Origin of the sequence: Kitasatospora sp. NPDC058046, assembly GCF_042885595.1 — a bacterium.
In the GTDB taxonomy this organism is placed as follows: domain Bacteria; phylum Actinomycetota; class Actinomycetes; order Streptomycetales; family Streptomycetaceae; genus Kitasatospora.
Genome location: NZ_JBHVRS010000032.1, coordinates 58,622 through 80,485, shown reverse-complemented (window position 1 = coordinate 80,485; position 21,864 = coordinate 58,622). Strand labels below are relative to the sequence as shown.

Annotated in this window: 17 protein-coding genes; 10 read left to right on the top strand and 7 right to left on the bottom strand. The window is 74.4% G+C overall.

Annotation, left to right across the window (positions count from 1 at the left end; genetic code table 11):
- Nucleotides 1–300: 300 nt before the first annotated feature.
- The 3 genes from ACFVU7_RS40505 (at nt 301) to ACFVU7_RS40495 (ending at nt 4,407) form a co-directional block, all read left to right on the top strand.
- Complete coding sequence (locus tag ACFVU7_RS40505) at nt 301–1,020, top strand: MIP/aquaporin family protein (protein WP_234348595.1); 720 nt, start codon at nt 301–303, stop codon at nt 1,018–1,020.
- A 97-nt stretch (nt 1,021–1,117) separates the two neighbouring features.
- Nucleotides 1,118–2,638, top strand: a complete 1,521-nt coding sequence (gene glpK, locus ACFVU7_RS40500) for a glycerol kinase GlpK (protein ID WP_049657375.1) — start codon at nt 1,118–1,120, stop codon at nt 2,636–2,638.
- A gap of 173 nt (nt 2,639–2,811) precedes the next feature.
- Entirely contained in the window at nt 2,812–4,407 is a 1,596-nt protein-coding gene (locus ACFVU7_RS40495) for a glycerol-3-phosphate dehydrogenase/oxidase (protein WP_117492420.1), read from the top strand.
- 152 nt (nt 4,408–4,559) lie between these two features.
- On the opposite strand, the gene ACFVU7_RS40490 is transcribed toward ACFVU7_RS40495, so the two are convergent.
- Nucleotides 4,560–5,780 (bottom strand): amidohydrolase family protein, encoded by a 1,221-nt coding sequence (locus tag ACFVU7_RS40490; protein ID WP_049657372.1) that lies wholly within the window; start codon nt 5,778–5,780, stop codon nt 4,560–4,562.
- Between the two features lie 72 nt (nt 5,781–5,852).
- Between ACFVU7_RS40490 and ACFVU7_RS40485 the strand changes: the two genes are divergently transcribed.
- Entirely contained in the window at nt 5,853–6,473 is a 621-nt protein-coding gene (locus ACFVU7_RS40485) for a TetR/AcrR family transcriptional regulator (RefSeq protein ID WP_074006351.1), read from the top strand.
- Between the two features lie 93 nt (nt 6,474–6,566).
- On the opposite strand, the gene ACFVU7_RS40480 is transcribed toward ACFVU7_RS40485, so the two are convergent.
- Both ACFVU7_RS40480 and ACFVU7_RS40475 read right to left on the bottom strand, forming a co-directional pair.
- Nucleotides 6,567–7,955: a gluconate:H+ symporter gene (locus ACFVU7_RS40480; RefSeq protein WP_074006385.1), complete on the bottom strand. Its 1,389-nt coding sequence runs from the start codon at nt 7,953–7,955 to the stop codon at nt 6,567–6,569.
- Between the two features lie 2 nt (nt 7,956–7,957).
- Nucleotides 7,958–8,512 carry a gluconokinase gene (locus ACFVU7_RS40475; protein WP_388051210.1) on the bottom strand — a complete coding sequence of 185 codons (555 nt, stop codon included), beginning with the start codon at nt 8,510–8,512 and terminating at the stop codon, nt 7,958–7,960.
- 217 nt (nt 8,513–8,729) lie between these two features.
- Between ACFVU7_RS40475 and ACFVU7_RS40470 the strand changes: the two genes are divergently transcribed.
- On the top strand, nt 8,730–9,425 hold the full coding sequence (locus tag ACFVU7_RS40470) for a FadR/GntR family transcriptional regulator (RefSeq protein ID WP_049658539.1): 696 nt from the start codon (nt 8,730–8,732) through the stop codon (nt 9,423–9,425).
- A gap of 196 nt (nt 9,426–9,621) precedes the next feature.
- Nucleotides 9,622–10,158, top strand: a complete 537-nt coding sequence (locus ACFVU7_RS40465) for a hypothetical protein (RefSeq protein WP_143204763.1) — start codon at nt 9,622–9,624, stop codon at nt 10,156–10,158.
- Nucleotides 10,159–10,173: 15 nt separating this feature from the next.
- Here ACFVU7_RS40465 and ACFVU7_RS40460 read toward each other — a convergent pair whose 3' ends face one another.
- From ACFVU7_RS40460 to ACFVU7_RS40445, 4 genes are all read right to left on the bottom strand, one after another.
- Nucleotides 10,174–10,941, bottom strand: coding sequence for a metallophosphoesterase (locus ACFVU7_RS40460; RefSeq protein ID WP_387830679.1), 768 nt, complete (start codon nt 10,939–10,941; stop codon nt 10,174–10,176).
- A 19-nt stretch (nt 10,942–10,960) separates the two neighbouring features.
- On the bottom strand, nt 10,961–15,523 hold the full coding sequence (locus ACFVU7_RS40455) for a hypothetical protein (RefSeq protein WP_074006353.1): 4,563 nt from the start codon (nt 15,521–15,523) through the stop codon (nt 10,961–10,963).
- A gap of 117 nt (nt 15,524–15,640) precedes the next feature.
- Nucleotides 15,641–16,516 carry a hypothetical protein gene (locus tag ACFVU7_RS40450; RefSeq protein WP_388051207.1) on the bottom strand — a complete coding sequence of 292 codons (876 nt, stop codon included), beginning with the start codon at nt 16,514–16,516 and terminating at the stop codon, nt 15,641–15,643.
- A gap of 91 nt (nt 16,517–16,607) precedes the next feature.
- Entirely contained in the window at nt 16,608–18,146 is a 1,539-nt protein-coding gene (locus ACFVU7_RS40445) for a hypothetical protein (protein ID WP_369808353.1), read from the bottom strand.
- A 185-nt stretch (nt 18,147–18,331) separates the two neighbouring features.
- Between ACFVU7_RS40445 and ACFVU7_RS40440 the strand changes: the two genes are divergently transcribed.
- From ACFVU7_RS40440 to pxpB, 4 genes are all read left to right on the top strand, one after another.
- Nucleotides 18,332–19,384 carry an IPT/TIG domain-containing protein gene (locus tag ACFVU7_RS40440; protein ID WP_388051204.1) on the top strand — a complete coding sequence of 351 codons (1,053 nt, stop codon included), beginning with the start codon at nt 18,332–18,334 and terminating at the stop codon, nt 19,382–19,384.
- Nucleotides 19,385–19,755: 371 nt separating this feature from the next.
- Nucleotides 19,756–20,280, top strand: a complete 525-nt coding sequence (locus ACFVU7_RS40435; RefSeq protein ID WP_380743948.1) for a hypothetical protein — start codon at nt 19,756–19,758, stop codon at nt 20,278–20,280.
- 175 nt (nt 20,281–20,455) lie between these two features.
- Complete coding sequence (locus tag ACFVU7_RS40430; protein WP_234348727.1) at nt 20,456–21,232, top strand: LamB/YcsF family protein; 777 nt, start codon at nt 20,456–20,458, stop codon at nt 21,230–21,232.
- Nucleotides 21,229–21,858, top strand: coding sequence for a 5-oxoprolinase subunit PxpB (pxpB, locus tag ACFVU7_RS40425; protein ID WP_388051201.1), 630 nt, complete (start codon nt 21,229–21,231; stop codon nt 21,856–21,858). The genes ACFVU7_RS40430 and pxpB overlap by 4 nt, the downstream gene beginning before the upstream one ends.
- The last annotated feature ends 6 nt before the right edge of the window (nt 21,859–21,864 follow it).

Below are 21,864 nucleotides of genomic sequence, written 5' to 3'. Positions count from 1 at the left end.
AGGGCCGTCGATTCGTCACGCTGAGGCGCGGACGGGCGGAGGCCTGTCCGCGCCTCTGGCGTTTTGTCCTGTTTCGGGGCGCTCCGCTCGGTAACGTCGACGGACCTGTCGGGGTCAGGGTCACAGCTCCGTAACCCTGCCTTGACGCGGGGGCGACCTGGGGAGGAAGCTTCCGCATGACGGTCGACATTGTCGAACGATGGCCGGAGAGATCACTCCCACAGTGCGCTCACCCGCACAACGATCGACCGGCCGCCTGCCCCCACCCACCCTCCGGGCCATATGGACAAGGGAGTCTTTGTGTCCGCGTTCTCCAACGGCGACGTCTTCGTCGGCGAAACCCTCGGCACCGCCGCCCTGATACTTCTCGGCGGTGGCGTCTGCGCCGCCGTGACCCTCAAGAAGTCGAAGGCCGTCAACGCCGGCTGGCTGGCGATCACCTTCGGCTGGGGATTCGCGGTCCTCATCGCCGCCTACATGTCGGCCCCGAAGTCCGGTGCCCACCTCAACCCGGCCGTCACCATCGCCCTCGCGGTCAAGAGCGGCGAGTGGAGCCAGGTGCCGCTCTACCTCGGCTCCCAGCTGCTCGGCGCGATCATCGGCGCCGTCCTGGTCTGGGCCACCTACCTGGGCCAGTTCAACGCGAACAAGGAGCCCACCCTCGGCATCTTCTCGACCGGCCCCGAGATCCGGAACCCGGTCCAGAACGTGATCACCGAGGTCATCGGCACCTTCGTGCTCTGCTTCGCGATCCTCACCATCGGCACCAACAGCGGCCTCTCCCAGTCCGGCACCGGCACCCTGATGGTCGCCTTCACCGTCGTCGGCATCGGCCTCTCGCTGGGCGGCCCGACCGGCTACGCGATCAACCCGGCCCGTGACCTCGGCCCGCGCATCGCGCACGCCCTGCTGCCGATCCCGAACAAGGGCGGCTCCGACTGGTCGTACGCCTGGATCCCGGTCGTCGGCCCGATCCTGGGCGGACTCGCGGCCGGCGGACTCTACAACGCCATCTTCTAAAGGACGGGTTCGACCCCGCCGCACACGGGGACTGACCGACCGACGCGTCAGGCCCACCCACCCCGTAACCCCCGAACCCGAGCCGAGGACCCTCCCCATGACCTCCACCGGTAACTACATCGCCGCGATCGACCAGGGCACCACCTCCAGCCGCTGCATCATCTTCGGCGCCGACGGCCGGATCGTCGCCGTCGACCAGCAGGAGCACCGGCAGATCTTCCCCCAGCCCGGCTACGTCGAGCACGACGCCGCCGAGATCTGGACCCGGGTGCAGTCGGTCGTCCGCGGCGCGCTGGAGAAGGCCGGCCTGACCAAGGACGACATCCGCGCGATCGGCATCACCAACCAGCGCGAGACCACCGTCCTGTGGGACAAGAACACCGGCGAGCCCGTGCACAACGCGCTGGTGTGGCAGGACACCCGCACCGAGGGCCTCTGCCGCGAGCTGGGCCGCAACGTCGGTCAGGACCGCTTCCGCCGCGAGACCGGCCTCCCGCTGGCCAGCTACTTCGCCGGCCCGAAGATCCGCTGGCTGCTGGACAACGTCGAGGGCCTGCGCGAGCGCGCCGAGGCCGGCGACATCCTGTTCGGCACCATGGACACCTGGGTGATCTGGAACCTCACCGGCGGTGTCGACGGCGGCAAGCACGTCACGGACGTCACCAACGCCAGCCGCACCATGCTGATGAACCTGCACACCCTGCAGTGGGACGACAAGATCGCCGAGTCGATGGGCGTCCCGATGTCCGTCCTGCCGGAGATCCGCTCCTCCGCCGAGGTGTACGGCGAGGCCGTCGGCGACCTGGCCGGCGTCCCGGTCGCCTCCGCGCTCGGCGACCAGCAGGCCGCGCTGTTCGGCCAGACCTGCTTCGACGAGGGCGAGGCCAAGTCCACCTACGGCACCGGCACCTTCCTCCTGCTGAACACCGGCGAGAAGATCGTCAACTCGTACCACGGCCTGCTGACCACCGTCGGCTACCGGATCGGCGACCAGGCCCCGGTGTACGCCCTGGAAGGCTCGATCGCCGTCACCGGCTCGCTCGTCCAGTGGCTGCGCGACCAGCTCGGCATCATCTCGACCGCCGCCGAGATCGAGACCCTCGCCAACACCGTCGAGGACAACGGCGGCGCCTACTTCGTCCCGGCCTTCTCCGGCCTGTTCGCCCCGTACTGGCGCTCCGACGCCCGCGGTGTGATCGCCGGTCTGACCCGGTACGTCACCAAGGGCCACCTGGCCCGGGCCGTCCTGGAGGCCACCGCCTGGCAGACCCGCGAGGTCGTCGACGCCATGCAGAAGGACTCCGGGGTCGAGCTCACCGCCCTCAAGGTCGACGGCGGCATGACCAGCAACAACCTGCTCATGCAGAACATCGCCGACGTCCTGGACGCCCCGGTCGAGCGGCCCTACGTGGCCGAGACCACCGCCCTCGGCGCCGCCTACGCGGCCGGACTCGCCGTCGGCTTCTGGAACGACCTCGACACCCTGCGGGCCAACTGGCACCGCGCCGCCGAGTGGACCCCGCGCATGGACGAGGCCACCCGGGAGCGTGAGTACAAGAAGTGGCTCAAGGCCGTGGAGCGCACCATGGGCTGGGTGGAGGAAGAAGAGAACAACTGACCGACAGCCGGTCGGGGCCCCGTGCCCCGACCGGCCGCCCGCCGTTCCGGCAGCGGGTGTCACCGCGTTTCACCGGCCCGCCGCACCGGGCCGACCGGCCTCTCCCGCAGAGGCCGCACCGCACACGAGAGGAGTAACGGCGCCGCCCGACCCGCGCGCCGTACACAACCACCATGGCAACCATCCCGACCCTGGGCGCCGAGCGCACCGCCGGCCACACCGCCTCCCGCGCCGAGACCCGCGAACTGCTCGGCAAGGCCACCTACGACCTGCTGGTGATCGGGGGCGGCATCCTCGGCACGGCCGTCGCCTGGACCGCGTCCCAGGCCGGCCTGAAGGTCGCCATGGTCGACGCCGGCGACTTCGCCGGTGCCACCTCCAGCGCCTCCTCCAAGCTCGTCCACGGCGGTCTGCGCTACCTGCAGACCGGCGCGGTCAAGCTGGTCGCGGAGAACCACAAGGAGCGCCGCGCGCTCTCCACCGACGTGGCCCCGCACCTGGTCAACCCGCTGACCTTCTTCGTGCCCGTCTACAAGGGCGGCCCGCACGGCGCCGCCAAGCTCGGCGCCGGCGTCTTCCTGTACTCGGCGCTGTCCGCCTTCCGCGACGGCATGGGCCGGGTCTCCACCGCCGCGCACGCCGCCCAGCAGGTGCCCGCGCTGCGCACCGAGGGCCTGCGCTCGGTGGCCGTCTACGGCGACCACCAGATGAACGACTCGCGCGTCGCCGTGATGACCGTGCGCGCCGCCGTCGACGCCGGCGCCGTGGTGCTCAACCACGCCGAGGTCACCGGGCTGCGCTTCACCGGCGGCCGGGTCACCGGCGCCGAGCTGCGCGACCGCCTGGACGGCAGCGAGTTCGGCATCGACGCCCGCCTGGTGCTGAACGCCACCGGCCCGTGGGTGGACCACCTGCGCAAGATGGAGGACGCGGGCGCCGCGCCGTCGATCCGCCTCTCCAAGGGCGCCCACGTGGTCGTCAAGCGCCGGGCGCCGTGGCGCGCCGCGCTGACCATCCCGATCGACAAGTACCGCGTCTCCTTCGCCATCCCGTGGGAGGACCACGTCCTGCTCGGCACCACCGACGAGGAGTACACCGGCGACCCGAAGGACGTCCGGGCCACCGAGGCGGACATCGACCAGATCATGGGCGAGGCCGCGCACGCGATCCGCGACGAGCACCTCGACCGCGACCTGGTCACCTACTCCTTCGCCGGCCTGCGGGTGCTCCCGGGCGGCCCGGGCGACACCGCCGCCGCCAAGCGCGAGACGGTCGTCACCGAGGGCCGCGGCGGCATGCTGTCGGTCTCCGGCGGCAAGTGGACCACCTACCGGCACATCGGCCGCACCGTGCTGGAGAAGCTGGCCCACGTGCCCGGCACCAGCCTCGGCGAGGACATGTCCCCGATCGCCCCGACCGTCCCGCTGCCGGGCGTCGGCGCGCCGAACGCGGTGGCGCACCGCCTGCTGATCGACCGCGACCCGGGCTCGCGGATGGAGCCGCTGGTGGCCAAGCACCTGGCCAGCCACTACGGCACCCTGTCCTTCGACATCGCCCGCATGATCGACGAGAACCCGGAGCTCGGCCGGCCGATCCACGAGGACGGTCCGGACGTCTGGGCGCAGGTCGCGTACGCGGCGGACAACGAGTGGGCGTACACCACGGACGACGTGCTGCGCCGCCGCACCACCATGACGGTGCGCGGTCTGGACACGCCGGAGATCCGGGCCGAGGTCGAGGCCTTCCTCGCGAAGCGCGGCACCAAGTAGGCACGGCCGGGCGAAGCGCGGTAGCGCGCGGGTCCTCCGCGGCGGGCGGGCATTCGGGGTCTTCCCCGGGCGCCCGCCCGCCGTTACGCCGTATGGCCGTTCGGCTGTGCGGCCGTTTCGCCGTACGGCCGTTTGGCTGTGCGGCCGGGCCGTCAGACCGGGACGCCGGCCTTGACCACCCGCTTCGGGTGGAGGTCGGACCGGGTGAGGACGGTGAGGTCGGCGAGCGGGTCGCCGTCGAGCACCAGCAGGTCCGCGTGGGCGCCCGGGGCGAGGGTGCCGATCTCCCCCGCCATGCCGAGCAGCCGGGCCGCCGTGGTGGTCGCCGAGCGCAGCACGTCCGCGACCGGCTGGACCCGGGCGCGCAGGGTGAACTCCTCCAGCTGGGCCGGGTGCAGCGGGCCGAGCAGGTCGCTGCCGTAGACCAGGTCGACGCCCGCGCGGTGGGCGCGTTCCAAGGCCTCCAGGCCCCGGTCTCGGACCTCGGCGAGCTTGCCCAGCGAGGCGGCCGGCAGGCCGGAGGCGGCACCGAGCCTGGCGGTCTCCTCGTAGGCGACCAGGGTGGGCACCAGGAAGGCGTCCTTCTCCAGCAGCAGGGCGATCGTGCCGTCGTCCAGCAGGTTGCCGTGCTCGACGCAGCGCACACCGGCCCGCAGGGCGCGGTCGATCGCGCGCGGGTGGTAGGCGTGCACGGTGACGTAGCGGTTGTGGTTCTCGGCCTCCTCGACGACCGCGCGGATCTCCTCCTCGCTGTACTGGACGGCGCCGATCTCGTCGTGCGGGGAGGCGACGCCGCCGGAGAGCAGCACCTTGAGGTGGTGGGCGCCCTTGCGGAACTCGTCCCGGGCGGCGGTGCGCACCGCGTCCACGCCGTCGGCGATCCGGGCGAAGTTCGGGCGGGACTCGCAGCAGGGCAGCACGTCCTCGCCGAGCGGGCGCAGGTCGCCGTGGCCGCCGGTCTGGGACAGCGCCTTGCCGCCGTGCAGCAGCCGCGGGCCGGGTACCAGGCCCTCGTCCAGGGCCCGGGCCATCCCGTGGTCGGCGCCCCCGACGTCGCGGACGGTGGTGAAGCCGCGGCGCAGCATCCGCTCGGCCTCGGCGAGGGCGCGCACGGTGGCGTAGCCGGCAGTCCAGTTCGCGAAGTCGGGCAGGTCGAGCGAGGTGATCAGCAGGTGGACGTGGGCGTCGATCAGGCCGGGCAGCACGGTGCCGCCGGCCGCGTCGAGGACCCGGACGTCCTCGCCGGCGGCGGGCGGGCGGCCGGTGCCGGTGGCGGCGATCCGGCCGTCGGCGGCCTCCAGCCAGCCGAGGTCGGTGCGGGTGCCGTCCTCGGGGTGGAGCAGGTGGGCGTTGGTGATCAGCAGTCGACTCACGGAGCGGCTCCTCGTTCAGTACGGCTCGTATTGAATACGACTCGTACTGAATACACCATGTATCGTTCTCCCGTGAACCCGCCCCCCGCCGACACCGCCCCCCGACCACCCAGACGCCGCATCCACACCCGGGCCCGGCTGCTGGCCGCGGCGAGCGAGCTGTTCCTCTCCGTCGGCTTCGCCCGGACGAGCATCGAGGACGTCTGCGCCGCCGCCGGCTACACCCGCGGCGCCTTCTACTCGAACTTCGGCAGCAAGGAGGACCTGCTGCTGGCCCTCTTCGACGACCAGGCGGGGCAGCGGCTGGCCGAGCTCGCGGAGCTGGCCGCCGCCTGCGAGTCGCTGGCGCCGCGGGAGCGGGCCCGGCGGTTGGTGGAGGCGCTGCTGCGGGTCGAGCCGGCGGAGACCGGGTGGATCCTGCTGTTCCTGGAGTTCCGGCTGGTCGCGGCCCGGAGCCCGGCGCTGGCCGAGCAGGTCGCCGCGCACGACCGGGCGGTCGCGGCCGCGCTGGCCGGGGTCCTGGAGCGGAACCTGCCGGAGCTGGTGCCCCCGGGCGCGAGCGCCGGGCAGGCCGCGGCGGTGGTCCTGGCGGCGCGCGAGGGGGTGCTGGCCCGGACGGCGGCGGGCGGCGCGGCCGCGGAGGAGCTGCTGGCGGCGACGGCGGCGGTGCTGTCGGGGCTGCCGGGGCGCTGACCCGACTCCTGGCACGGCCGGGAGGCCGGAAACGCCGAGGGGCGGCACCCGTACGGTCACGGGTGCCGCCCCTCGGCGGTGCTGCTTCGCGCGCTAGATGATCAGGCTGAGCGGCATGATCAGGGCGATGGCGACCACCGAGATCACCGTCTCCATCACCGACCAGGACTTCAGCGTCTGCCCGACGCTCATCCCGAAGTACTCCTTCACCAGCCAGAAGCCGGCGTCGTTGACGTGCGAGAGGAACAGCGAACCGGCGCCGATCGCGAGCACCAGCAGGGCCGCGTGGGTCGAGGACATGTTCGCGGCGAGCGGGGAGACGATGCCGGCCGCGGTGATCGTGGCGACCGTCGCCGAGCCGGTGGCCAGGCGGATCAGCACGGCGATCAGCCAGCCGAGCAGCAGCGCGGAGATGTGCCACTTGCCGGACCACTCGCTGACCGCGTTGCCGACGCCCACGTCGATCAGGGTCTGCTTGAAGCCGCCGCCCGCGCCGACGATGAACACGATGCCGGCGATCGGGCCGAGCGACTTGCCGACGGTGTCGGAGATCCGGGCCTTGTCGAAGCCGGCCGCCTTGCCGAGCGTCACCATGCCGAGCAGGGTCGCGGCGAGCAGCGCGATCAGCGGGGAGCCGATGAAGTCGAACACCCGCTGGCCCAGCGCCTTCGGGTTGTCGATCACCACGTCGGCCAGCGCCTTGCCGAGCATCAGCACGACCGGCAGCAGGATGGTGGCCAGCACCGCGGCGAAGGAGGGGGTGCGGTCGTGCTTGGCCGTCTCCTCGGGGGCGGTGGCCGCCGGGATCTCCAGCGGGCCGACCCAGCGCTCGGCCACCCGGGCGAACAGCGGACCGGCGATGATCAGGGTCGGGACGGCGATCAGCAGGCCGAGCGCCAGGGTGATGCCGAGGTCGGCCTTCAGCGCGTCGACGGCGACCAGCGGGCCCGGGTGCGGGGGCACCAGGCCGTGCAGCACCGACAGGCCGGCCAGGGCCGGGATGCCGACCCGCATCAGCGGCACGTTGCCGCGGCGGGCGACCAGCAGCACGATCGGGATCAGCAGGACGACGCCGACCTCGAAGAACAGCGGCAGGCCGAGCACGGCCGCGATCAGCGCCATCGCCCAGGGCAGCGCCTTGTTGCCGGTGCGGGAGAGCACGGTGTCGGCGATGATGTTGGCGCCGCCGGAGTCGGCGAGCAGCTTGCCGAGCATCGCGCCGAGGCCGATCAGCAGGCCGACGCTGGCGACGGTGGAGCCGAAGCCCGTCGAGAAACTGCTGAGCAGCTTGTCGAAGGGGGCGCCCGCGACGGCGGCCAGCAGACCGGAGCCGAGCGTGAGGGCGAGGAACGGGTGCAGCTTCAGCTTGGTGATCAGTACGACGATCGCACCGATGCTGAGCAGCACCGCGATCAGCAGCTGGGAGTCGCTGCTGGTGTGCGGCAGGGCCGGTGGGGCGGCCGCCAGCAGAGTGGGGGCAATGCTCACGCGAGGTCTCCATTGACGGGCCGCAGCAGCGCCACGGCCATCTCGACGAGTTCTTCGGGGGACGGGCCCACGTCCAGGGCGGCGCCGCGCTCGTCCGCACCCAGGGGCTCCAAGGTGGCGTACTGGGAGTCGAGCAGCGACGTCGGCATGAAGTGGCCGGTGCGGTGGGAGAGCCGGTCCTCGACCAGCTCGTGACCACCGCTGAGGTGCAGGAAGAAGGCACCCGGGGCGTCCGCGCGCAGGATGTCGCGGTAGCGGTGCTTCAGCGCCGAGCAGGTCACCACGCCGCCGGTACCGGCCTCGGCCCGCTCCTTGAGCCAGGCGCCGATGGCGCGCAGCCAGGGCGCGCGGTCCTCGTCGTCCAGCGGGATGCTGGCCGACATCTTGGCGATGTTGGCCGCCGGGTGGAAGTCGTCCGCCTCGGCGAAGGGGAGGGCGAGGCGGTCTGCCAGCAGGCGGGCCAGGGTGGTCTTGCCGACGCCCGAGACGCCCATCACCACGATGGTGAGGGGGGACTGCGGGAAGTCGTGGTTCTCGACGCTGAGAGCCATGGGGTGGTGCTCCTTCGTTGCCTGGCCGCCACTATCGCCTCAAAGATATGACGTATTCAAGTGGCGGAAACCAAATCGTCATACTTTTGCGGTGTGGTCTGGGTCGCAGGGCGACAGGACCCGGACCGCGGGGCGGCACGCCCCGGACCGCGGGGCGGCACGACCACCGCCACAGGGCGACGTGAACGCGCGCGGGGCGGGCGTCTACCCTGGGCGGATGGAGATCCAGGGGCTGCCCGGGCGGCTGCTTGACGAGCTCGGACCGGCGATCGCGTCGGGGGAGGTCCCCGAGGGGGCCGTGCTGCGCGGCGAGGAGCTGGAGCACCGGTTCGGGGTCTCCCGGACGGTGGTCCGGGAGGCGGTGCGGATCCTGGAGGGGATGCGCATGGTGGCGTCCCGGCGACGGGTCGGGATCACCGTGCAGCCGAAGTCGGTCTGGGACGTCTTCGACCCGATGGTGATCCGCTGGCGCCTGGCCGGCTCGGACCGGCCCGCCCAGCTGCGCTCGCTCGGCTCCCTGCGGGTGGCCGTCGAACCGGCCGCGGCCGCGCTCGCCGCCACCCACGCCAGCGACGACGACCGGCGCGAACTCAGTTCACTGGCCGTGGATCTGACGGTCACCGCACGGGCCGCCGACCTGGCCACCTTCCTCGAACACGACATCGCCTTCCACTCCCTGGTGCTGCGCGCCTCCGGCAACGAGATGTTCGCCCACCTCGGGGACACCGTCGCGGCGGTGCTCACCGGCCGGACCGAGTACCATCTGATGCCCGATCAGCCGGAGTCGTACGCGATCCGGCTGCACCGCGAGGTCGCGGAGGCGATCTGCGCCAAGGACGCCGGCCACGCCGAGCGGGCGATGCGGACGATCGTCAGCGGCGCGCTGGAGGAGCTCAACGCCCAGCTGGACTGAGCCGGGGCACCGGAGGCGCCTGCCAGGCCTGCCGGGACGGCAATGACGGCCCGGATGGCACGGTTTGGCGGCAGTTCGGCGGTTATGGAGGCATAGTCCTGGTTCGGCGGGGCAGAGTGAGCCGAGGAGGCGCGTTTCGTGTGCGCCCGTTCCGTATGCTTCACCGAACACGCGCCACGCGCCTGGGGGTCGCTCGATGTCCGTGCCACGCCGCCGCCGTCGCCGCCTACCCGACGAGGTACGCGCCGCCGCAGTCCGGGCGGTGCTCTGCCTGTCCTTCACCCTGGTCGGCGTCGTGGTGGCGACGCTGGCCTCGTACGCGGACAGTTGGCTGCTGACGCCCGCGCTGCTGGCGATGGGGCTGGGGGTGTTCGGCACCATGTGGTGCCTGGTGGAGATCCTGATCTCCCGCCAGGTCGCGGCCCAGCGGATGCAGTCGCCGGGCTCCGCGCACCCGATGGCCGGCAGCCGGGCGCCCTCCGAGCCGCTGGCCGCGCGGCCGTTCCCCCGGCCCGGCTCGTCCTCGGTGTACCGGCAGCCGTACGAGTCGCCGCAACCGCAACCGCAGCCGTACGGGCCGGGGCGGCAGCAGCCCCAGCCGTACGGGTCGGGGCAGCCGCCGTACGGGAACCAGCAGCCGCCCCGACCGCCGTACCAGCAGCCCTACCAACCGCCGCGGCAGCCACCGCAGCAGCCGCCGCGCCAGGCCCGGGTGCAGCCCAACCACCCGTAGCACCAGGCGGATCGGTCAGTCCCGGAGCGGCAGCGCCCGGTAGTGGGTGGTGAGCCGGCGGTCCTCGTCCAGGACGTGGAAGGCCAGCATCGGCGGGTGGTCGAAGGAGATGCCGGGCCCGCCCTCGAAGGGCAGCGTGACGGTGGAGACCACGCCGGGCGCGATCAGCAGCGGCAGGCCGGCGAAGGTGGTGGCCGCGGAGGTGTGCGCGTGGCCGCAGAACAGGGCGGCCACCCGGGGGTGGCGGCGCAGCACCCGCTCCAGCCGCTCCTCGCCGAACTGGCGGATCGGGTCGACGTACGGCAGGTGCAGTTCCACGGGCGGGTGGTGGAAGGCCACCAGGGCGGGCAACTCGGTGCGGCCGGAGGCGAGTTCGGCGTCCAGCCAGTCCAGCGTCGGCTCGTCCAGCAGCCCGTCGTGCTGCCCGGGTATCGAGGAGTCGAGCATCAGCACGTCGGCGCCCGGCAGTCGGTGCAGCCGGTTGACCGGCCCCTCCCCCGGCGCCTCGCCGAGCAGCACCTCCCGGTACGGCGACCTGGAGTCGTGGTTGCCCGGACAGGTGAACACCGGGTGCCGGGAGACCAGGACCTCGGCGACCTGCCGGTACTCCTCCGGCAGGCCCTGGTCGGCGAGGTCGCCGGTGACCAGCACCGCGTCCAGCGGGCCGGGCAGGGCGTCGAGGTACGCCATCACCTGCTCGGCCCGCCGGCGGGCACGCTTGCCGTCGTCCCGGCCGTGGTCCTGGCCGAGGTGGATGTCACTGAGGTGCGCGATCGTCAGCATGGCGATCACGCTAGTGAGTTCACGGCTGGGCGGGAACCTCCGCGGGGCGCTTGAACATCCGGGTGGCGGTGATCTCGCCGTGGATGGTCGGGCCGTCCGGGTCCGGCGCGGCGGGCAGGCCCGGGCGCAGGTGCTCCTCGACCGAGATGTACTTGAGGCCGGCCCGCAGGTCGGCGTCGTTGCGCAGGCGGATCACCAGCGGGAACTCGGCGAGCGCGGTGGTGTCGAACAGGCCGGTGGTGTAGATCAGCTGGACGCCGAGCGCGTCGGCCACGGCCCGCTGGAGCTCCAGCAGGTAGGTGGCGTTGGCGCGGCCGATCGGGTTGTCCAGGAACAGCGTGCCGGCGTGCCGCAGTTGGGACTGGCCGCGGTCGTTGGCGCGCAGCGCGGCCATCGTGCAGTACAGCGCGATGGCGGCGGTGAGCAGCTGGCCGCCGGAGAAGACGTCGGACATCTGGCCGACGCTGACCCGCTCGGCGCGCAGCACCGCGTCGGGCTTGAGGATCTCGACGCTGACGCCCTTGGGGCCGATCGCGGCGGCGACCCCGCGCAGCAGCAGGGACATGCCGTCGCGGCGCAGGTCGCTGTTCTTCCTGACGGCGGCGCGGGTGGCCTCGTCGATGACCTCGCCCAGGCGCTCGACCAGGGTGGCGTGGTCCGGGTCCTCGAAGCGGATCCGGAGGAACTCCTGGCCGGACCACTCCCCCAGGCCCTCGGGCAGCCGGGAGAGCCGCTGGGCGGCGCGCAGGGTGGTGAGCGAGGACTCGACCAGGCCGCGCAGCCGGTCCACGATCGAGCCGCGGTTCTTCTCCAGCTGGGCGAGCTCGTCGGTGAGCACCCGCAGCCGGGGCGCGAAGGCGGTGGCCCAGGCGGCGGCGTGCTCGGGCAGCGCGGAGGCGGGCAGTTCGCGGATCTGCTGGCGGGCGGGGGTGCGGACGGCCTCGTAGCGGGCCGCGTTGGCGTGCCGGACCAGGGCGTCGGCGGTGTCGCGGACGGCGAGTTCGGAGGAGGACAGTTCGCCGGCGGCGGTGCGCAGGGCGCGGCGGGCCTCGGTGGCGCCGGTGCGGGCCTCGGTCAGCGAGCCCAGGTACGGCTCGACCGGGTCGTCCGGGTCCTCCTGGTGGTCGCGCAGGCCATCGCGGAGCTGGCCGGCCAGCTCGTCGAAGTCGGCGGCGGAGGCCTGGGCGGTGTCGAAGGTCCGCTGGAGGTCGGCGTGGGCGGTGCGGGCGGCGTCCAGGGCCTCGCGGCGCTCGGCCAGGCGGCTGGTGGCGGTGCGCAGCAGGGCCTGGGCGTGCTCAGGATCGGTGGGGACGAGGTCCTCGGGCAGTTCGGTGTGCGCCTCGCCGTCGGCGGGGGCGGAGCGCTCGGCCTCGCCGCGCAGCCGGCCGAGCTGCTCGCTGGCGGTGGCGGAGCGGGCCTCGATGGTGGCGACCAGTTCCTCGGCGCGGGCGGCGGCGGCCTGGCGGGCCGGGCCGTCGGCGCCGTCGGGGCTGCCGAGGAGTTCCTCGGCGCGGGTGCGCACCTTGTTGGTGAGGCGGTCGAGTTCGGTCGCGGCGGCGGCCTCGTCGCCCTCGGCGCGGGCCTGTTCGGCGCGCAGGTCGGCGCCGACGCCGACCTTCTCGTACAGCTGGGAGGCGGCGCGGTAGGCCTCGCGCAGGGCGGGCAGCGCGGCGGGGGCGGCCTCGGCGGGTTCGTCGGCCTGCTCGGCAGCGGGGATCTCGGCGCGTTCGGCGCGCAGCGCGCGGGCCGTCCGGCGGGCGTCGTCGGCGGCGCGCTGGGCGGCGCGGCGGTCCTCGTCGCAGGTGCGGGCGCGTTCGGCGCAGAGCGCCTGGCGGCGGTCGCACTCGGCGGCGTCCTCGGCGAGTTCGCGCTGGCGGCGGGCCCAGTTGGCGCGCTCGCGCAGCCGGAAGGCGAGGCCGGAGAGGGCGTCGGCGCGGCGGCGGGCGCGCTGGGCGGCCTCGCGGTGCTCCTCGTGGGCGGAGGCGGCCGCGGTGTGGTCGGTCTCGGCCTCGTCGTGGTCGGCGCGCAGGGTGGCCAGGGCGGCGGCGGCCTGCTCGGCGTGCTCGCGGGCGGCCTCGGCGGCGGCGGCGAGTTCGGCGAGGGTGCCGGGCGGGCAGCTGGCGTGCCAGGAGGCGAGGCGGGCGGCGAGGGCGCGGTCGGCGCCGAGGCGGCCGGCCAGTTCGCGGATGTGCTCCTCGCGGGCGCTCGCCCGGGCGCGCAGTTCGCGGCGCTCGCCGTCGGCGGCGGACTCGTCGTGCATGGCCGGGTTCGGCGGCACGAGGAAGAAGGCGGGCTCGTCGGTGATCGGGGCGATCAGCGAGGCGGCGGCGCCGACGGCGACGGTGGAGCGCGGCAGCAGGGCGGCGGCCTGCAGGGCCTCGCGGGCGCGCTCCAGCGAGGAGGGGTCGGTGACGACGACGCCGTCGACCAGTTCGGGGCGGGCGGCGAGGATCGCCTCGTGGTCGGCCGGGTCGACGGACTGGGCGAGGTAGCGCCAGCCGGGCAGGGCCGGGATGCCGTGCTCGGCGAGGTACTCGACGGTGGCGAGCACGTCCGGGCCGGGCGGCAGCAGGCCGCCGTCGCCGAGGGCGGCGAGGATGCGGGAGTCGTCGGCGGCGGCCGTGCGGAGGTCGAACAGGGTGCGTTCGGCGGTGGCGATGGACTCGTCGAGGAGTTCGCGCAGGTACTCGGCGTTGCGGTCGAGCAGGGCGGGGGTGAGGAAGCCGGCGTCCTCCTCGGCGCCTTCCTGGTAGGGGGTCAGGGAGAGCAGGTCGGCGAGGCGCTGTTCGGTGGCGAGCAGGGCGGCGGTGCGCTGCTCGGCGGCGAGGGACCGGGCGGCGTCCTTGCGCGCGTCGCCGGCCCGCTCGGCGGCGAGTTCGGCGCGCGAGGTGGCGGCGGCGGCCTCGCGCAGCCGGGCGGCGGCGGACTCGGCGGCGGTACGGGCCTGGGCCAGCGCGGCGGAGGCGGCCTTCTCCACGTCGGCGGCGTACAGGGCGGCGCGGGCCGGGTCCACGTCGCCGTCGGCGTCGATGAAGCCGGCCGCGACGGCGGCCTCGGTCTCCTGCTCGACCTCGGCGAGGCGCTGGCGCAGGTGGTCGGCCTCGCTGCGGGCCTTCTGGGCGGCGGTGGCGGCCTCGGTGGCGTCGGTCTGGGCCTTGCCGCCGTCCTGCTGGAGTTCGCCGGCGCGCTCCTCCTCGGTGTCGGCGCGGGACTCGGCGGCCGCGGCGGCGGCCTCCAGGGCGCGGGCCAGGGCGGTCGCGGCGCGGGCGCGGGCGGCGAGCGCGGGGGCGGCGTCCAGCTCGGCCTCGCGGATGGCGGCGGCGACCCGGGCGACCCGGTCGGCGGCGGCGCGCTGGCGCAGCACCGCCTCGGCGGCCTGCCAGGCGGAGTGCAGGGTGCGGGCGTCGATGAGTTCGCGGCGCAGCGCGGCGGCCTCGGCGGTGGCCGCGGTGAGGCTCAGGGTGGCGTGCCGGTGGGTGAGTTCGTCGGTGATCAGGCTGTGCCGGGTGCGGTCGGCCTCGGCGGCGGTGACGGCGCTCGCGGCGGCGGCGACCTCGATGGCGAGGTCCTGGGCGCGGTCGCGTTCGGCGGTGGCGCGGGAGGCGAGGGCGTGGGCGAGGCGGCGGGTGCGGCGCTCGGCGGTGCGGTGGGCCTCGCGGACGGTCTCGCGGGCGGTGGTGGCCTCGGCGATGCGCTCCAGGAGGTCCAGCGAGCCGGCGGTGAAGTCGCGTTCGGCGGTGAGTTCGGCGCGGCGGCCGAGCTTGGCGGCGAAGCCGTGCACGAGGTCGGCGAGGCCGTCGGTGTCCCGGGTGTCGGTGACGGCGCGCAGCAGGAGGTCGGTGAAGTCGCTGTCGTGCTTCACCGCGAAGAGGCCGGCCGCCTCGCCCTCGTCGGCGTTCATCTCGCGCTGGTAGCGGAAGAGTTCGGGGTCGAGGCCGAGTTCGCCGAGGTGCTCGGTCCAGCGGTCGTGGCCGTCCTCGAAGACCAGGTCGAGGTGGGGGTGGGCCTTGCCGGCCTCGGTGAGGGCGTCGCGGAAGCCCTTCATGGTGCGGCGGCGGCCGCGGGCCTTCTGGTCGCCGGCCAGGCTGACCCGTTCGGCGACCGGCAGCGAGTCGAGGGTCAGGCCGGGGCCGGGGCGGAAGGAGTACCAGGTCTCGGCGAACTTGCGCGGGTCGGAGGAGACCTGGCGGCCGCGCCACTCGCTGACCTTGCCGACCACGATCGGCTCGCCGGTGACGGTGTGCTGCCACTCCAGGGCGACGTGGCCGCAGTCGTCGGCGAGCAGGAACTTGCGCAGCACGCCGGAGCTGGCGCCGCCGAGGGTGTTGCGGTGGCCGGGGAGCATGACCGAGAAGATCAGCTTGAGCAGGACGGACTTGCCGCCGCCGTTCTCCAGGAAGAGCACGCCGGCCGGGGCGGGGCGGCGGACCGGGCCGTCGGGTTCCTCGCCGAACAGGCCGATCTGCTGCGGGGCCGGGTCGGCGACCGGCTCGCCGACGCCGCGCAGGTCGAGCACCGTGTCGGCGTAGCGGGCGCCGGCCGGTCCGATCGAGTAGAGGCGGACCCGGTTGAGCTCGTACATGTGCGGCTGTTCTCCGTGGCTTGCGTGGCGTGAGGGATGGGCGGCGGGCCGGATCGGGGCGGGTGGGCCGGGGCCGGCGCGGTGGGCCCGGAGCGGGTGGGCTCCGGGCGCCGGGGCTCAGAGGGAGTGGAACGGCAGCCCCGCGTCGGCGACCAGTTCGTCGCCGGTGTCCGGCGGCAGCAGGCTGGCGGTGCCGTCGGAGACCGGGACGATGCCGAGGTCGAGCAGTTCGGCCATGGCCGAACTGCCCGCCAGGTCGCGCACCTGGAGCTGGTAGCGGGCGGTGGTGCGGTAGGTGCCGCCGGAGTCGTCCGAGACCTTCTGGAGGAAGCCGGAGTCGACCAGGAACAGCACGGCCTTGGCGACGATGCCGATGGTGGAGCCGGAGAGCCGGCGGGCGTCCTTGGTGGCGCCGGTGGCGGTGCGCCGGGCCCAGACCCGCCAGGCGGCCTCCAGGCCGGGGGCGTCGGAGGCCGGGTCGGTGTTGGCGCCGTCCGCGTCGGCCTGCTCCTCCAGGCGGCGGCAGGCCTGGCGGACGAAGGAGTCGACGCCGTTGACGGTGATCCGGCCGAGGTAGCCGTCGTCGGCGAGGTCCTCGGGGCGCGGGAAGGCCATCGCGGCGACGGCCAGGTGGGCGAGGCCGTGCAGGAAGCGGTCGGTGGACTCGGAGGCGGCGCGGCGCGAGTAGTCGCCCATCCGGACGGCGAACAGCGAGTCCTCGGCGGCGGCCACGGCCATGCCGGCCCGCGGGGAGACCTCCAGGACGACCAGGCCCATGCCGGTCGCGATGGCGTCGGCGAGCCGGGCGAACGGCGGGTCCTCGCGGTGGCGGCGCACCAGGTCGGCGTACTCGGCGTCGCGGGCGGGCAGCAGCTTGGCCTGGAGGCCGAAGGAGACCAGTCGGGCGGCGTCCGCGACGTCGGCCGGGGTGATCGGCGCGGGGGCCGCGGGTTCGGTCTCGGCCGCCCAGGACGTGTCGTGGTGGGTCGTCACGGGCGGTGCTCCTCGGGGGTGGCGCGGTGGTTACGGTTCGTCATGGTTGGTCCCGGCGGGGTTGGTCCCGGCAACGTGTGCTCCCGGCCGGTCAGCCGGCGTCCTTGCGGTCGGCGGCCATGCCGACCGCGTCGAGCAGGGCGCTGCCGACGATCAGGTCGGCGCCGCCGAACTCCCGGTCGCGCAGCGGGGTGCCGTCGTCCACGGCGAACAGCAGCCGCTCCTCGCCCTGGCGGTAGGCGGTGCCGACCGGCGGGCTGGCCGCGTGCACGGCGAGCAGGGCGACCAGGTACGGCAGGTCCGGGTCCTGCTTGCGGGCGTCGGCGAGCAGGCCGGAGAGCCGGCGGGGGGCGTCCGGGGGCAGGTCGAGCAGGAGCATCGCGGACTCCAGCTGGGCCTCGGAGAACCGGCTGTCGTCCGGGGTGGCGACGAGGTCCGGGTCGGGCAGTTCGGCGCCGAGGTGCTCGCGCTCGACCGGCGGGGTGAGCAGCAGGTCGACCAGGTCGGCGACCCGCACCGAGACCGGGGTGCGCAGACCGGCGCCGCGGGCGAAGAACGCGCCGGTGGGGCGGACGGCCTGCTCTATCGGCAGCCGCAGCACGGGGGCGAGCAGCTGCCCGTAGAGGTCGATGCCGCTGCGGGCGCCGGGGGCGGCGAAGGCCTGGCGGTCCTGCTCGGCGCGGAACAGCGGGCCGGCCTCCAGCAGGCGGGTCTGGAGCTGGGTGTGGCGGCGGATGCAGTCCTTGACGATGTCGACCAGCTCGGCGGCGCGGCGCTTGTGCTCCGGGTCCTCGGCCTCGTCGCGGGCCTTGCGGATGTTGGTGAGAATCGCGTTCTCGTGCCGGTAGCGGTCCGCGATGTGGTCCAGCGCCTCCTCGATGAGATCGGGGATGGCGCGCATCCAGTCCACCGCCCGGACGTTGCGGCGGGTGGCGTCCAGGGCGCGGCGCAGCGTCTCGGCGTACTGGACGGTGCGGTAGCGGGCCTGCTCGGCGGCGAGCTGGGCGTCGGCCAGGCGGCCGCGGCGGATCAGCACCTCCAGCTTGACCTCGGCGGCGATCTGGGCCGAGGTGACGTCGGTGTCGAGCGCGCCGACCAGGACGTTGACCGCCTCGTCGGTGGTGCGCAGGTAGACGCCGCCGTCGGGGCCGGGGACCTCCTCGATCAGCTTGAAGTCGTAGTCGCGGCGGACGTACTCGCCGTCCGCGCCGAAGGTGCCGTAGACGGCGCGGAAGCCGCGGTCCACGCTGCCGACGTTGATCAGCGACTCCAGCACCCAGCGGGCGACCCGCTCGTGCTCGACGGCGGGACGGCCGACGGCCTGGGCGGCGACCCGGGGCAGCAGCCGGGCGAGCACTATCTCGCGGTCGGCCCCGGTGTCGAAGTCCATGTGCAGGGTGACCAGGTCGATCGCGGCGAGGCCGACCTCGGCCATCGCGTAGCCGCCGTACTCGCCGGCCAGGTTGACCTTGCGGTTGTCCAGGTCGTGCAGCGGGGCGGTGCAGGCCAGCGCCTTGAGCCGGCGGGCCAGGCCCTCGTCGGCGGCGGGGCCGGGCGCGGGGCGCGCGGCGGCCGGGCCGGCCGGGGGTCGGAGGCCGGGCTCGATGGGCGGGTCTGCGATGGCGGTCACGGTGGACAAGATTAGAGGTTCGCACCGAGTTCGACCGAAACGGACCTTGCGGGCGGGCGGAGCGGCAGGTGGGCGGCGGTTCGGGTGACGGATTCGGAACGTGGTTTCGACGGGATTCCGCCATTCCCGAACCGGTATTCGAGAAAACCGTGAGGGTCGCGCACCGGTTCGGTGATGATCGACCCATGATCACCCGACTGGCCAAAGCGGGCCTCGCCGCCGCGCTGTCCGTGACCACCCTCACCACCGGCGCCGTCCTCGCCACCGGTGCCACCGCCGAGGCCGCGACCCCGGCGGTCCCGACCTCCGCCCAGCACGTGACCGTCTCGCAGAGCGGGAACTACCCCGGCGGGTTCTTCACCACCGGAAACATGTCGGTGTCCTGGACCGTCGCCGGCACCACGGACCTGACCGGGCCGACCCACATCACCCTCGACCTGCCGCCCGGCGTCACCACCGACGGTGCGATGTTCTTCCCCGCACCGGCGGACTACACCTTCACCACCGCCCTCTCCCCCGACCACCGCCACCTGGAGGCCGTGTTCACCGGCACCCGGCCGGTCGGGAGCTACAACTTCATGAAGCTCAACCTGGCCACCACGCCCGGCGTGCCGATCGTCGGCGCGATCACCGCGACGGTCGCCAACCCGAACGACACCGACCCGACCGGGCACGTCTCCGGCTACGACCTCGGCAGCAAGAGCTCCCTGCCGGCGACCGTCCAGGCCGCCCCCGCCGTCACCGGCCTCGACACGGCCACCGGCCCGGGCACCGGCGGCACCGCGGTGACCGTCAGCGGCAGCAACCTGGCCAACGGCATGGTGCTGGTCGGCGGCGTCCCGGCCCCCGGCCGCTGCACCGACACCGCCTGCGCGGTGACCACCCCGGGCGGTACGGGCAGCGCCCCGGTCAACGTGGTGACGCCCGGCGGCACGGCCGCGGCTCCGGTCACCTTCGACTACACCGGCGCCCCGCCGCCGGCCCCGGCCGCGCCGGTGCTCAGCAGCGTCTCTCCCACCTCCGGCCCGGCCGCCGGCGGTACCCGGGTGTACCTGTTCGGCAGCAACCTGACGTACGGGTCGGTGGCCTTCGGCGGGGTGCCGGCCACCCACGTCTCCTGCGGCCCGGCCGCCTGCACCGCCACGGCCCCGGCGGGCGCCCAGCCCGGACCGGTGGACGTCACGGTCACCACGGCGGGCGGGACCAGCGCGCCGGTGACGTACACCTACACGGCGTAGCGGCCGTACGCGGCGCACTGGCCGCCGTCGGTGCCCGGGTTCCACGGAGCCCGGGCACCGCTGCGTTCGGGGCGGGGCAGTGCCGCCGCGTCCCCTCCACGACTCCGGCCCGGGCCGGTGCGGCCCCGGCCACCCTTCCCGCCGACGCGACCGGTCCCCGCCCGGGCCCACCCACCCGGTCCCCCTCCAGCCCCCGACCCGGCCCCGGCCCACCCCCGCGCGCGCCCGGCCACCTCGTCCGTTTCCCTCCTTGCCCCACCCACCCCGAAGGCCAGTTGAACACGTTCAAAAGATAGGTCTAGAGTCGGTTCCGCGCAGGCGGGACAAGGCTCCGCCTGCACTTCGGCATGCTCGGCATGGAGGTGTGCGAGATGGACGGCGACTCGGCGGTCATCCTTCGCAAGGTCCGACGGTGGCTCTGGTTCTTCCTGGTCTGCCTGGTGCTCAGCGGTCTCACCGCGTTCCCGCTGGAGACCGAGACCCGCTGGCTGGCGGACTTCGCCGCCGGCCCGGCCGCCCCGCTGAGCGATCACCTCCCCGGCGCGACGGCCTGGATCGACCGGGTCCACACGGGCGTCGCCGAGACCAACGCGCGGTACCCCTTCCTGGCCTACGGCACCGACTGGCTGGCCTTCGCCCACCTGGTGATCGCCGCCGCCTTCTGGGGGCCGCTCAAGGACCCGGTCCGCAACATCTGGGTGATCCGCTGGGCCGTGCTGGCCTGCGGGGCCGTCATCCCGCTGGCGCTGATCTGCGGCCCGCTGCGCGGGATCCCGCTGGCATGGCGATTCATCGACATGTCGTTCGGCGTCTTCGGCGTCATCCCGCTCCTGGTCGTGCTGCGGGCGTTGCGCCCGCTGGAGCGCGCGTTCCGGGGGCCGGCGACCGCCGGTTGAGCCCGGGCAGCCCGCGCGCCCGGCTCGCACCCCGGCGCGACCCCGCGCGGCGCCGCCCCGGGGCGTGCGGCCCCGGGCACACGCCGCGGCGCCCGCGGGGCTCCGGGTCACGGGCAACGGCCTTCATCCGCAGGCCCTACCATCTGGCTCAACAGCTGCTGGGAGGCGGACGGGCGTGGCCGATGCGGTGATCGATCTCAATGCGGACCTCGGAGAGGGGTTCGGACGCTGGACCCTGACCGACGACGAGGCCCTGCTGTCGGTGGTGACCAGCGCCAACGTCGCCTGCGGGTTCCACGCCGGGGATCCGTCGACGATGCGCCGGGTCTGCGCGCTGGCGGCCGAGCGCGGCGTCCGGATCGGCGCCCAGGTCTCCTACCGCGACCTGGCCGGCTTCGGCCGCCGCGCGATGGACGTGCCCCCGGAGGAGCTCGCCGACGAGATCGCGTACCAGATCGGCGCCCTCCAGGTGTTCGCCCGCGCGGCCGGGTCCAAGGTCTCCTACGTCAAGCCGCACGGCGCCCTCTACAACCGGGTGGTCGGCGACTCCGAGCAGGCCGAGGCCGTGGTGGCCGGCGTGCTGCGGGCGGGCGCGGTCTGCGACGGGCCGCTGCCCGTGCTCGGCCTGCCGGGCTCGCTGCTGCTGGAGGTGGCCGAGGGCGTCGGGCTCCCGGTGGTCGCCGAGGCCTTCGCCGACCGCGCGTACACCCGTACCGGCACCCTCGTGCCGCGCCGCGAGCCGGACGCCGTGGTGCACGACCCCGAGTCGGTGATCACCCGCGCCGTCGCCATCGCCCGGGACGGCACGGTGGAGGCCGCCGGCGGCGAGCGGATCGCCGTCGAGGCCCGCTCGCTCTGCGTCCACGGCGACACCCCCGGCGCCGCCCAGCTCGCCTGGCGGATCCGCGGCGCCCTGGCCTCCGCCGGGGTCCGGGTGGAGGCCTTCACGTGACACCGGGGACGGTGCGCCGGGTCGGCGAGCGGGCGCTGCTGGTCGAGCTGCCCGGGCCGGCCGAGGTGGCCGCGCTGTACGGCTGGCTGAGCGAGCGCCGGGAGTCGGGGGCGCTCGGTGCGGTGGAGGAGCTGGTCCCGGCCGCGCGCACCCTGCTGCTGGACGGCGTCGCGGACGTCGACGCCGTCGCGGCCCTGCTGCGCACCGCCCGTCCGACGGCGGCGGCCGACGTGGCGCGCGGACCGCTGCTGGAGGTCCCGACCGTGTACGACGGCGCCGACCTGGCCGAGGTCGCCGCGCTGTGGGGGGTCTCCGTGGAGGCCGCCGTCCGGATCCACACCGGGCCCGAGTACGTCGTCGCGTTCTGCGGCTTCGCCCCCGGCTTCGGCTACCTCACCGGCCTCCCGGCGCCGTACGAGGTGCCGCGCCGGGCCACCCCGCGCAGTTCCGTCCCGGCCGGCTCGGTCGCCCTGGCCGGCCCGTACACCGGCGTCTACCCGCACCCCTCCCCCGGCGGCTGGCAGCTGATCGGCCGGACGGCGCTCGCCCTCTGGGACGCCGACCGCGAGCCCCCGGCCCTGCTGGCCCCGGGCACCCGGGTCCGCTTCACCGCGGAACGGGCCTGAGGGGGA

Coding starts and splice junctions, on each gene's coding strand:
- ACFVU7_RS40470 (WP_049658539.1), top strand. CDS start 8,730: ATGGAGATCCAGGGGCTGCCCGGGCGGCTGCTTGACGAGCTCGGACCG.
- ACFVU7_RS40465 (WP_143204763.1), top strand. CDS start 9,622: ATGTCCGTGCCACGCCGCCGCCGTCGCCGCCTACCCGACGAGGTACGC.
- ACFVU7_RS40495 (WP_117492420.1), top strand. CDS start 2,812: ATGGCAACCATCCCGACCCTGGGCGCCGAGCGCACCGCCGGCCACACC.
- ACFVU7_RS40440 (WP_388051204.1), top strand. CDS start 18,332: ATGATCACCCGACTGGCCAAAGCGGGCCTCGCCGCCGCGCTGTCCGTG.
- ACFVU7_RS40475 (WP_388051210.1), bottom strand. CDS start 8,512: ATGGCTCTCAGCGTCGAGAACCACGACTTCCCGCAGTCCCCCCTCACC.
- glpK (WP_049657375.1), top strand. CDS start 1,118: ATGACCTCCACCGGTAACTACATCGCCGCGATCGACCAGGGCACCACC.
- ACFVU7_RS40455 (WP_074006353.1), bottom strand. CDS start 15,523: ATGTACGAGCTCAACCGGGTCCGCCTCTACTCGATCGGACCGGCCGGC.
- ACFVU7_RS40435 (WP_380743948.1), top strand. CDS start 19,756: ATGGACGGCGACTCGGCGGTCATCCTTCGCAAGGTCCGACGGTGGCTC.
- ACFVU7_RS40460 (WP_387830679.1), bottom strand. CDS start 10,941: ATGCTGACGATCGCGCACCTCAGTGACATCCACCTCGGCCAGGACCAC.